The organism is Mycobacterium sp. TH-M82 (assembly GCF_057473605.1).
The window spans coordinates 1-11,450 of record NZ_JBYCKY010000746.1 but is presented as its reverse complement, the minus strand read 5'-3'; the positions used below and the strand labels follow the sequence as shown (position 1 = coordinate 11,450).

The 11,450-nt window shown below is 66.0% G+C and carries 12 protein-coding genes and 1 pseudogene; 7 read left to right on the top strand and 6 right to left on the bottom strand.

What is annotated here, in order from left to right:
* On the bottom strand, window positions 1-145 hold a 145-nt coding region (locus AC2VON_RS22310), incomplete at its 3' end, for a Ku protein (protein ID WP_486954817.1).
* A 188-nt stretch (window positions 146-333) separates the two neighbouring features.
* Between AC2VON_RS22310 and AC2VON_RS22305 the strand changes: the two genes are divergently transcribed.
* Together AC2VON_RS22305 and AC2VON_RS22300 are read left to right on the top strand one after the other, a co-directional pair.
* A complete protein-coding gene (locus AC2VON_RS22305; protein WP_486954814.1) occupies window positions 334-2,634 on the top strand; it encodes an ATP-dependent DNA ligase in 2,301 nt (766 codons plus the stop codon).
* Between the two features lie 6 nt (window positions 2,635-2,640).
* A complete protein-coding gene (locus AC2VON_RS22300) occupies window positions 2,641-4,590 on the top strand; it encodes a fumarylacetoacetate hydrolase family protein (RefSeq protein ID WP_486954813.1) in 1,950 nt (649 codons plus the stop codon).
* Window positions 4,591-4,615: 25 nt separating this feature from the next.
* Here AC2VON_RS22300 and AC2VON_RS22295 read toward each other — a convergent pair whose 3' ends face one another.
* From AC2VON_RS22295 to AC2VON_RS22280, 4 genes are all read right to left on the bottom strand, one after another.
* The gene (locus tag AC2VON_RS22295; protein ID WP_486954812.1) at window positions 4,616-4,768 is read right to left on the bottom strand and encodes a hypothetical protein; all 153 of its coding nucleotides are present in this window, start codon (window positions 4,766-4,768) and stop codon (window positions 4,616-4,618) included.
* 188 nt (window positions 4,769-4,956) lie between these two features.
* Window positions 4,957-5,823: a TIGR03619 family F420-dependent LLM class oxidoreductase gene (locus tag AC2VON_RS22290; protein ID WP_486954811.1), complete on the bottom strand. Its 867-nt coding sequence runs from the start codon at window positions 5,821-5,823 to the stop codon at window positions 4,957-4,959.
* A gap of 32 nt (window positions 5,824-5,855) precedes the next feature.
* A complete protein-coding gene (locus AC2VON_RS22285) occupies window positions 5,856-6,593 on the bottom strand; it encodes a DUF4873 domain-containing protein (protein WP_486954810.1) in 738 nt (245 codons plus the stop codon).
* Entirely contained in the window at window positions 6,590-7,492 is a 903-nt protein-coding gene (locus tag AC2VON_RS22280) for an AurF N-oxygenase family protein (RefSeq protein WP_486954809.1), read from the bottom strand. Before AC2VON_RS22280 ends, AC2VON_RS22285 begins: the two co-directional genes overlap by 4 nt.
* Before the next feature lie 126 nt (window positions 7,493-7,618).
* Here AC2VON_RS22280 and AC2VON_RS22275 point away from each other — a divergent pair, with 126 nt between their 5' ends.
* From AC2VON_RS22275 to AC2VON_RS22260, 4 genes and pseudogenes are all read left to right on the top strand, one after another.
* A complete protein-coding gene (locus tag AC2VON_RS22275; RefSeq protein ID WP_486954816.1) occupies window positions 7,619-8,020 on the top strand; it encodes a phage holin family protein in 402 nt (133 codons plus the stop codon).
* A pseudogene (locus tag AC2VON_RS22270) lies at window positions 8,013-8,291 on the top strand (DNA-formamidopyrimidine glycosylase family protein); the annotation flags it as partial. The gene AC2VON_RS22275 and the pseudogene AC2VON_RS22270, both read left to right, overlap by 8 nt.
* 153 nt (window positions 8,292-8,444) lie before the next feature.
* Window positions 8,445-8,912, top strand: a complete 468-nt coding sequence (locus AC2VON_RS22265) for a zinc finger domain-containing protein (RefSeq protein WP_486954815.1) — start codon at window positions 8,445-8,447, stop codon at window positions 8,910-8,912.
* 13 nt (window positions 8,913-8,925) lie between these two features.
* Entirely contained in the window at window positions 8,926-9,675 is a 750-nt protein-coding gene (locus AC2VON_RS22260) for an SDR family oxidoreductase (protein WP_486954808.1), read from the top strand.
* Window positions 9,676-9,793: 118 nt separating this feature from the next.
* Here AC2VON_RS22260 and AC2VON_RS22255 read toward each other — a convergent pair whose 3' ends face one another.
* The gene (locus AC2VON_RS22255; protein ID WP_486954807.1) at window positions 9,794-10,111 is read right to left on the bottom strand and encodes a chorismate mutase; all 318 of its coding nucleotides are present in this window, start codon (window positions 10,109-10,111) and stop codon (window positions 9,794-9,796) included.
* A gap of 306 nt (window positions 10,112-10,417) precedes the next feature.
* Here AC2VON_RS22255 and AC2VON_RS22250 point away from each other — a divergent pair.
* Window positions 10,418-11,450: ATP-dependent helicase (locus AC2VON_RS22250; protein WP_486954806.1), on the top strand; the 1,033-nt coding region annotated here is incomplete at its 3' end.

Genomic DNA, 11,450 nt, shown 5'->3' with positions numbered 1-11,450 from the left:
CGCACACCCGCTTGTACCGGATTCGCCCGTTGTCCTTGGCGTGCACCTGGCGGAACGTGATGTCGTGATCCTCGGTGGCCCGGTAGACCTTGACCGGCACGTTGACCAGGCCGAACGCAATCGAGCCCTTCCAGATGGAACGCATAACGCCAGTATGCCCAACACATTGTTGCGGTCGATTTTGTCGCAGGACACGATCGTGGGCGCAGCGATGCCACGGTCGCGGCACCACGTCGGCGCCGTGGCGATCAGCGAGAACACGGAGACCTGGTCACCGGCGTCCCGGTAAGCTTCACCAGCTCACCTTCGATCTTTTGACGCTACCTTTGCAGCATGGGTCCTCAGCACGCCGAGCCCCCTGTCACGCTGACCAACGCGGACAAGGTGCTCTACCCGGCGACGGGAACCACCAAGGCCGACGTCTTCGACTACTACACCCGCATCGCCGAGGTGATGGTTCCGCATATCGCCGGGCGCCCGGCCACCCGCAAGCGCTGGCCCAACGGCGTCGATCGGGAGTCGTTCTTCGAAAAACAACTTGCGTCGTCGGCACCGGCCTGGCTGACGCGGGCAAGCGTGCAACATCGTTCCCGCGTAACGACCTACCCGATCATCGACAGCACCGACGCACTGGCGTGGATAGCCCAGCAGGCGGCGCTGGAGGTGCACGTGCCGCAGTGGCGTTTCCTCGGCGAACGGACGCCCGATGGTCAAGGATTACGGCCTGGCCCGGCAACGCGTTTGGTGTTCGACCTCGACCCCGGCGAAGGGGTGACGATGCCCCGGCTCGCGGAGGTGGCGCGTGCTGTCCGGGATCTGATGACCGATATCGGACTGACTACCTTCCCGCTGACCAGCGGCAGCAAGGGGCTGCACCTATACACGGCACTGGACCGGCCAATAAGCAGCCAGGGCACGGTGACACTAGCCAAACGTGTTGCGCAACAACTGGAGCAGTCGATGCCCAAACTGGTGACGGCGACCATGACCAGGAGCCTGCGAACGGGCAAGGTCTTTGTGGACTGGAGCCAGAACAATGCGTCGAAGACCACCGTCGCGCCATACTCGCTGCGCGGCCGCGAACATCCCACGGTCGCTGCCCCACGCAGCTGGGAGGAACTCGACGACCCGAAACTGCGACACCTGCGTTACGACGAGGTGCTGTCCCGTGTCGTCCGCGACGGCGACCTGCTGGCACCGCTGGACCCTCCGGTTGCGTGGCAGGGTCGGCTGGCCACCTACCGCAGCATGCGTGATGCAGCGCAGACGCCGGAACCGATGCCAGGCGCCCAACAGACGGCCGGCTCGGACACGGTGGGCGCGACCGGTCAGACCTTCGTGATCCAGGAGCATCACGCCCGCCGTCTGCACTACGACTTCCGGTTGGAGCGCGACGGTGTGCTGGTGTCCTGGGCGGTGCCGAAGAATCTGCCAGACACACCGTCGGTCAACCATCTTGCGATCCGCACCGAAGACCATCCGCTGGAGTACGGCAGCTTCGAGGGCACGATTCCGAAGGGACAGTACGGCGCCGGCACGGTGGCCATCTGGGACGCCGGCACCTATCAGGCCGAGAAGTTCGACGACTCCGCTGAAAATGGGGAGGTCATCGTCAACCTGCACGGTAAGCGGATCTTCGGACGCTACGCCCTGATTCAGACCAACGGCGACCAGTGGCTGGTGCACCGCATGAAAGACCAGAGGGCGTTCACCTTCGAAGCGCTGTCCCCGATGCTGGCCACCCCCGGTTCGGTCGCCGAGCTGAAGCCGGCGTCGTGGGCCTTCGAGGGCAAATGGGACGGGTACCGGCTGCTCGTCGACGCCGACCACGGGGCGGTGCGATTGCGGTCGCGCAGCGGCCGCAACGTCACCGGCGAGTACCCGCAGTTGCGGCCGGTGGCGGCCGGTCTGGCTGATCACCATGTGGTGCTCGACGGCGAGGTTATCGCCCTCGACCGATCCGGCGTACCCACATTCACCGAGCTGCAGAACCGGGCCCACTCCAACCGCATCGAGTTCTGGGCATTCGACCTGCTCTACCTTGACGGCCGTTCGCTGCTGCGGGCCAGCTACCGCGACCGCCGCCGGCTGCTGGAAATGCTGGCCTCCGATACCGATCTCACCGTGCCGGATCTGTTGCCGGGCAACGGTGCCGAGGCACTGGCACACTCCCGCGAGCATGGCTGGGAGGGTGTGGTCGCCAAAAAGTGGACCTCGACCTACCAGCCGGGCCGCCGCTCGAGATCCTGGGTCAAACACAAGCACTGGAAGACCCGGGAAGTGGTGATCGGTGGCTGGCGCCGCGGCGAACGGGGGCGCAGCGGCGGCATCGGGTCGCTGCTGATGGGTGTCCCGGACGGTGGCGAGCTGCATTTTGCGGGCCGGGTGGGCAGTGGCTTCACCGAACACGAGCTGGTCCGGCTGAAGGAGGTGCTGGCACCGTTGCGCACCGACGAATCACCGTTTCACGAACCGCTGTCCGGTCAGGACGCCAGGAGTGTGACCTTCGTCAGGCCGTCACTGGTCGGGGAGGTGCGCTACAGCGAGCGCACCGAGGATGGCCGGTTGCGCCAACCCAGTTGGCGTGGCCTGCGGCCGGACAAGACACCCGTTGAGGTGAGGTGTGAGGAGTGAATCGGCATGCGATGGGTGACCTATCGAAGCGACGACGGCGAGCGCACCGGGGTGCTGTCCGGTGAGGTGATCCACACGTTGCCGCCGGGTATGACACTGGTGGATCAGATCCGCAGCGGCGCTGACGGATTGCGCGAAGCCGGTGAGTACGCGTTGCGGTCGCCGTCGTCGCTGCGGCGCCTCGACGAAGTCACGCTCATGGCGCCGATCCCGCGCCCACCGTCGATTCGCGACTTCCTGTGTTTTCTGGACCACATGCGCAATTGTCGGGCGGCGATCGGGCTCCCCACGGTGCTCGGCGACACCTGGTATCGGATACCAGCATTCTACTTCGCCTGTCCGGCAACGGTTCTCGGCCCATACCAGGATGTACCTATGGCGCCTGGCAGCGCTTGGCAGGATTTCGAGTTGGAGGTCGGCGCGGTTATCGGAGCCGGGGGTGAAAACCTGTCCGTGGCGCAAGCCGAGCGGGCCATCATCGGTTACACCATCTTCAATGACTGGTCCGCGCGTGATCTGCAGCAGCTGGAGGGCCAGTTGGCGATCGGGCAGGGCAAGGGCAAAGACAGCGGGGTCACCCTTGGGCCGTACCTGGTCACCCCGGATGAGCTGGAACCCTACCGGCGTGGCGGCAAGTTGAATCTGCAGGCGACCGCACTGGTCAACGACATGATCGTCGGCTCCGGGTCGACCGGGGGCATGGACTGGAGCTTCGGTGAGGTGATCAGCTACGCCTCACGCGGGGTTCGGCTGGCGCCCGGTGACGTTTTCGGTTCCGGCACCGTGCCCACCTGCACGCTTGTCGAACACCTCAACCTGGCCGCGCCGCAATCTTTCCCGGGCTGGCTCCGCGACGGCGACGTGGTGACGTTGCAGGTGCAGGGACTCGGCGAGATCCGCCAGACGGTGCGCGCCAGCGACGCGCCGCTGCCGGTGGCGGTTCGGCGTCCCCCCGATGTCGAACGGGATCCCGCGCGGGTCAACCGCGCGCCGACTCGGTTTCCCTACACCCGCGGGCTGCATCCGGTCGGGGACCGGGTGTGGGCATGGACGCTGCCCGACGGTGGGTACGGCTGGAGCAACGCCGGGCTGGTCGCAGGCGACGGGGCTGCACTGCTGGTCGACACGCTGTTCGATCTGGCGCTGACCCGGGAAATGCTGGCCGCGATGGCACCGATCACCGATCACGCGCCGGTCACCAACGCAGTTCTCACCCACTCGAACGGCGACCACACCCACGGCAACCAACTGTTGGACAGCGCCGTGCACATCATCGCCGCCGCCGGCACCGCCGAGGAGATCGCCCACGGCATGGCCCCGGAGACACTGGCGATGACCCAGGTCGCCGACCTCGGGACGGTGGCCACCCGCTATGTCCGAGACCGGTTCGGGCACTTCGATTTCAGCGGCATCACGGTGCGCAACGCCGATGAGACGTTCGAGGGAGAGCTCAATGTCGACGTCGGTGGCCGACGGGTGCGCCTGCTCGACCTCGGCCCCGCCCACACCGCTGCCGACACCGTCGTGCACATACCCGACGCGGGTGTGCTGTTCGCCGGGGATCTGCTGTTCATCGGCTGCACCCCGATCGTCTGGGCGGGGCCGATCGCCAATTGGCTGCACGCCTGCGACGTCATGGTCGCGCTGGACGCCCCCACGGTGGTGCCTGGCCACGGCCCCGTCACCGACCCGGACGGAATCCGCGCGGTGCGCGGTTACCTGGTTCACGTCGCCGAGCAGGCCGATGCCGCCTACCGCAGGGGTCTGTCCTTCGCCGAAGCGGCCGACACCGTCGACCTCGGCGAGTACGCCAGCTGGCTGGACGCCGAACGTGTCGTCGTCAACGTCTACCAGCGCTACCGGGAGCTCGGCGCCGACCTGCCGCAACTGGAGCCGAGGGCGCTGCTGACCATGCAGGCGCAGTGGCTGGCCAAACGATCAGCCCAGCACCGGTAAACGCCTACCCCAGCGGGCGGTGGTGTCAGCATTGCGTGGCGGCGCGGATCCGTTGCTGGTGACTTTCGCTGTGGACCGGCTCCCTCGCCGCGATCCGCAACTGGTGGACGACTCGTTCGTCGTCGTTGAGACCGATCGTCTTTTCCACGTGCTGGTAGTGGCAGTTCTTCGTGTTCATCAATACCTTCCTGGTTGACGCGCAGGAGAGCTGCTGTACTGGCCTGGAGCAAGTTGGGTGCTCGAAGCACCCGTTTATCCAACGCCGCAGCGTCCGAAACGTGTTCCAACGACACGGTGACGTTGCACACGGAGCGCCCGCCGGTGTTGCCGCCGTCACTGTCACGGCAAAGTCTGCCGATAGGGCGGTCAGGCTTTGGCGATCACCTTTGCGGCGAATGTTTCCAGGTGGCGGATCTTGGTGTCCAGCGGCTGGGTGTCGGGTCCGACGATGTAGGGGACGCGAAAACCCACGATGACGTCGGTGACGCCCTTGTCCTCCAGCCGCTTGATGCCGTCCAGGGTGAACCCGTCGACGGAGATCGCGTGGATCTCGAACGGGCCGGTCCTGCCCTGCTCCGCTCGAAGCTGCTCGAGTCGCCCGATCAGCCGGTCGAGTTCGGCGGCGTCACCGCCGCCGTGCATCCAGCCGTCTGCGCGCGCCGCGCGGCGCAGCGCGGCCTCGGCGTGCCCGCCGACCAGGATCGGGATGGGCCGGTTGGGTGCCGGGGTCATCTTGGTCTTGGGGATGTCGTAGAACTCGCCGTGGAACTCGAAGTAGTCGCCGGTGGTCAGGCCGCGCAGGATCTCGATGCACTCGTCCATCCGCTTGCCGCGTCTGGCGAACGGCACGCCCATCAGCTCGTAGTCCTCCGGCCACGGGCTGGTTCCGACACCCAGGCTCAGCCGGTCACCGATCAGCGCCGCCAATGAGCCGGCCTGTTTGGCCACCAATGCCGGCGGGCGGACAGGCAGCTTGAGCACGAACGGCGTGAAGCGCAGGGTCGTCGTGACCGCACCCAGCGCGGCGGTCAGCACGAATGTCTCGATGAACGCCTTGCCGTCCAGGAACTCGCGACTGCCGTCCGGGGTGTAGGGATACTTCGAATCCGACTCTAACGGGTAGGCGATGCTGTCCGGGATCGTCATGCTGGTATACCCGGCAGCCTCGGCTGCCTTCGCAAGTGGGATATAGAAGCTCGGATCGGTCATGGCCTCGGCGTAGGTGAACCGCACCTTGTGCCTCCCCGGTGTCTCCTCGCCGGGTCTTAGACCGGCGGTGCCATGCTGATTTCGGCGTCGGCCAGCGGGAATGGCGGGTATCCGGCGGCCCCGACCACCGAGAGCGTACCCCAGGGGGTGCGCTCGGAAATCCGGGCCGTCGCGGTGTGCTCGCCGATCCGGATGCTGGCTCGCGAACCGATCACCCCGTTACCGACAAGGTCCGCGTACAGCGTTCCCTGCCAGTGGTACCGACCGTCGACCGGGTCGACGTGCCCGGCCAGCCGGACCCGGGCCGGATAGCCCCGGCCGTCATAGGTCAGCATTGCGGGGCCGTCGTAGGTCGCGTCTTCGACTTCTACGATTCCGGAGAGGTGGAACCGGGACAGCCCGCGCGTCGGCAGCAGTCGATGTACGCGCACTCGTGACCGCGCTTCGATCCGGGTGGACCGGCTGCGATGCAGCCCGTCGATCAAGCCGGCCACATAGCGAGCCTGACGTGGCGTGTGCGGCCCGGGAATCCGGAAATAGTTGGGGACGCCGTGGGCGGCGACGACGTCGTCGTTTCCGGGGGTGGTGTTGATCAACAGCCGTCCGGTCAGCGTCTGGCCGTCGGCGGTGGTCACCGTCCAGGTGTCGGCGTCGTTGTCGAACTGCTTTGCTACTGCGGTGGGGGCGACGATGAAGTTGCTCAACTGCCCGTGGACGCGGCTCGGGTCGCCCAGCACAATCGCGTCGACGACGCCAATAGAGTCACCGCCGTCACCGCCCCCGTGTTCGCTCACAGGAATCCGGCCCGCCGCCACATCCGCCGGCCCAGCCGGCCCATCAGGCCGACCTCTTCGAAAAACGCGGCCAGCGGCGCGAAGGCCGACCGGCAGTAGGCGTGGAAGTGCGGGCTGGCGCGTGCGACTCGACGCGCCTCGCGTCCGCCCAGGCCGGCTCGCTGGTAGACGACCGGAAGGGTGAACAGGTGCCGGTAGAACAGGCCACCCACGCCCTGCAGATTGGCCAGGTAGGCCCGCCGGTACCACGGCAGTGCCGGCAGGTCCTGACGCAACCCGTCGCGGGCGAACTGGATGTGGCGGGCCTCTTCGGTGACGTGGATCCGCATCAACCGCCCGACGATCGGCTGCAGGTCGGGGTCGTCGAGGATCTGGCGCTGTAGCGCGTCGAAGATCTCCTCGCCGATCAGCGCGGCCGCCCACAGCACGCTGCCCCGGAACATCTTCGGAAGCAGGTTGATCATCACCCGCTGGTAGTACTTGGGCCGTACCGGCACACCGCCGATCCTCTCGATCGTCTTGCCGAACATCACCATGTGGCGGGTTTCGTCGCCGAGCTCGGTCAACTTGTAGTGGGTGGCCTTGGCGGTGGGATTGCGATGCATCATGTCGCGCAGCAGCGCCTGATTGAGGATGTTCTCAAACCAGATACCGGCCGACAAGACGTTGACCAGCTCTTGGCGCGTCAGGTCGACCTGCTGCGCTCGGGTCATAGACTCCCACAGCGGAGTACCGTACAGCGTGCACATCTGCGGCGGCAGGAAGAACTTGTCGGGATCCAGCGGGGCGTCCCAGTCGATGTCGACGACCGGCGCGTAGGACTTCTTCACCGAACCCTTCAGCAGGCGCTCGGCGAACTCTTCCCGAGTCGGTTCGCTACGTCTCACCGCCGTGGTCATCGCAGCAGCCCCTTCCTTGCCGGTGTGCTTACAAAAGTTAGGGAGAACAACCCGAAGATGTCAATACCCACGGTACCGGATACTTGCGGCCGCGCCAGTCTAGACGACGTGGCAGGATCGCATGACATGAGCCCTTTCCTGCTGCGCGCCGCAATCACCGGATTCGCACTGTGGGTGGTCACCCTGGTTGTCGGTGGGATCAGCTTTGTCGGCGGTGAGACCACGTTGCAGAGGAGCGGCATCATCTTCGTCGTCGCGGTGATCTTCGGTCTGGTCAACGCGTTCATCAAGCCGATTGTGCAGATTCTGTCGATCCCGCTCTACATCGTCACGCTCGGGCTGTTCCACGTCGTGGTCAACGCGTTGATGCTCTGGATCACCGCGTGGATCACCCGCAACACCACCCACTGGGGGTTGGCTATCGACAACTTCTGGTGGGACGCGATCTGGGCAGCGATCGTGTTGTCGATGGTGAGCTGGGTCCTCTCGCTGGTGCTGCCCAAAGCGCGGCGCATCACCCGTGCCTGACGAGGATCAGGAGAACGCCGAGAACACCGTGCCGGAATTACCCGAGGTCGAAGCACTTTCCGATCATTTGCGCCAGCATGCCGTGGGCAGGACGATCGGTCGCGTCGATGTGGCCGCGCTGTCGGTGCTCAAGACCTTCGCCCCACCGGTGAGGGTGTTGCACCAACAGCCGGTGAGCGCGACGCACCGGTGGGGCAAATATCTGGGTTTGGAGGCCGGGAAGCTGTTCTTGATCGCCCACCTGTCCCGAGCGGGCTGGCTGCGCTGGTCGGACAACCTGGCCGCCGCACCGCTGCGGCCGGGCAAGGGGCCGATCGCGTTGCGGGTGCACCTCGGCATCCCCGGGGAGGCTCCCGGGTTCGACCTGACTGAGGCCGGTACCCAGAAGCGGCTGGCGGTGTGGCTGGTCGACGACCCGAACCGGGTGCCCGGCGTCGCCGCCCTCGGGCCGGACGCACTGGCCGTCACCGTTGACGATCTTTCCGGGCTGTTGGCCGACAACACCGGCCGGATCAAGACCGTCATCACCGACCAGAAGGTGATCGCCGGCATCGGCAACGCCTACAGCGACGAAATCCTGCACACAGCAAGGGTTTCGCCGTTCGCAACGGCCGCGAAGCTATCGGGTGAACAGGTCGCCGTCCTGCACGACGCGATGACCTCGGTGCTCACCGACGCGGTAACCCGCTCCGTCGGCCAGCAGGCCGCCACCCTCAAGGTGCAGAAGCGGTCCGGTCTGCGGGTACACGCCCGCACCGGCCTGCCCTGCCCGGTCTGCGGTGACACGGTACGCGAAGTGTCGTTCGCCGACAGGTCGTTCCAGTACTGCCCGACCTGCCAGACCGGCGGCAAGCTGCTGGCCGACCGGCGGATGTCACGGCTCCTGAAGTAGTTATGCTGCCCACGTGGTGCGACAGCGGATTCTGATCACCGGGGCCAGCTCCGGCCTGGGCGCCGGGATGGCCCGTGTTTTCGCGGCCAAGGGCCGCGACCTGGCGCTGTGCGCACGCCGGGTCGATCGGCTCGACGGACTCAAACGCGAGCTAGCCCAACGCTATCCGAATATTACCGTGGCCGTCGCCGCATTGGACGTCGATGATCACGAACAGGTGCCGAAGGTGTTCGCCGAATTCTGCGACGCACTCGGCGGAATCGACCGGGTCATCGTCAACGCCGGTATCGGCAAGGGTGCGCGACTGGGCTCTGGGAAGTTGTGGGCCAACAAGGCCACCCTCGAGACCAACCTGGTGTCGGCGCTGGTGCAGATCGAGACCGCTATCGAGATGTTCACACACGCCGGCGGCGGGCACCTGGTGCTGATCTCGTCGGTGCTGGGCAACAAAGGGGTGCCCGGCGTCAAGGCTGCCTACGCGGCCAGTAAAGCCGGGGTGTCGTCGCTGGGTGAATCGTTGCGCGCCGAGTATGCGAAGGGACCGATCAGGGTCACCGTGCTGGAGCCGGGTTACATCGAGTCGGAGATGACTGCGAAGTCGGCGTCCACCCTGCTGATGGTGGACAACGAGACCGGGGTCAAGGCGATGGTGCGGGCCATCGAACGCGAGGCCAGTCACGCCGTGGTGCCGCGTTGGCCATGGACCCCGCTGGTGTGGCTGCTGCGGATGTTGCCGCCGCGGTTGACCAAACTCTTCGCCTGACTCGCTTCCTGGCGCGAGCGTGGCGTGTCACCGGGTGTCGCGCCGAGCGTGTCCGCGGGAACACGCACGCTCGCGCATACCTCCGGAGACGAGGATCCGCCGTGCCGCACTGCCGGCCTCAGTGCCCGAGCCGTCCACGGCCGAGGCGCAGCAGCAGCATCGCCAGATCTTTGCCGTCTCGACCGAGTTCGCTGTAGCGCTCGATAACCTTCATCTCGCGGCTGTGCACCAGCCGGGTGCCGCCAGAGGCCATCCGGGCCTTACCGATCTCCTGGGACACCTCGGTGCGACGTTTGACCGCGGCCAGGATCTCGGCGTCGAGCCGGTCGATCTCGTGGCGCAGGTCGTCGATGTGGGGAAGTTGTTGAGCTTCCGTAGTTTTTGCAGTCATGGGGTTCGACTCCGCATTCTCACTGTTGGTGGGTTCTGGTCTCATCCGCAATCCGGCCTCACACAACAGACGAGCCCCGGATCGGCGAAGCGGACCACAAGGCTCAGCAATACAGCTAGAGCACGGGCACCGCTGACCGGTACCCGTAGAAAAATCGAAGCTGCGCGTCGAGCACGAACTGAGTCTGCCACCAAGGGTCGTGCCAGCGCAAAGTTCGTCGGCGAACGGGCGGTACCTTGGGGCTGAGATGACCGCGCTGGCGACGATGCAGAGCGTAGCGATGAGAAGGAGCGGCGCATATTGCGCGCTGGCGACGATGCAGAGCGTAGCGATGAGAAGGAGCGGCGCATATTGACCGTGCACCCGCCCGAGACGACGGCAATCCCGGATATCGATCGCCTGCTGGACGGCCTCAACCCGCAGCAGTGTCGGGCCGTGGTGCACCAGGGCTCGCCGCTGCTGATCGTGGCCGGGGCGGGATCGGGCAAGACGGCAGTGCTCACCCGGCGCATCGCCTATCTGCTGGCTGCGCGCGGCGTCGGCGTCGGTCAGATTTTAGCCATCACCTTCACCAACAAGGCCGCGGCCGAGATGCGCGAACGGGTAGTAGAACTGGTCGGAGCGCGGACTGGGCCCTCCCTGTGGGTGTCGACCTTCCACTCATGCTGCGTGCGGATCCTGCGGAACCAAGCAGCGCTGGTGCCCGGTCTGAACTCCAACTTCTCGATCTACGATGCTGACGATTCCCGCCGACTGCTGTTGATGATCGGTCGCGACCTGGGATTGGACGTCAAACGACACTCGCCGCGGCTGCTGGCTAGCGCCATCTCCAACCTGAAGAACGAGCTGATCGACCCCGACCGGGCGGTTTCTGATCTGTCCGACGACTCCGACGACCTGGCGCGGGTGGTGGCGACCGTCTACGGCGAATACCAGCGCCGGCTGCGCAGCGCCAACGCGCTGGACTTCGACGACCTGATCGGTGAGACGGTGGGGATACTGCAGGCATTCCCGCAGATCGCCCAGCATTACCGGCGGCGGTTCCGACACATCCTGGTCGACGAGTACCAGGACACCAACCATGCTCAGTACGTCCTGATCCGCGAACTCACCGGATACGCCGGGCACGGTGCACCGGCCGACGATGTGCCGCCGGTGGAGCTGTGCGTGGTCGGCGATGCCGACCAGTCGATCTACGCGTTCCGCGGAGCCACCATCCGCAATATCGAGGACTTCGAGCGCGACTACCCCGACGCGACAACGATACTGCTGGAACAGAACTACCGTTCCACGCAGAACATCCTGTCGGCGGCCAACGCGGTGATCGCCTGCAACTCCGGGCGCCGGGAGAAACGGTTGTGGACCGACGCCGGCGACGGGGAGC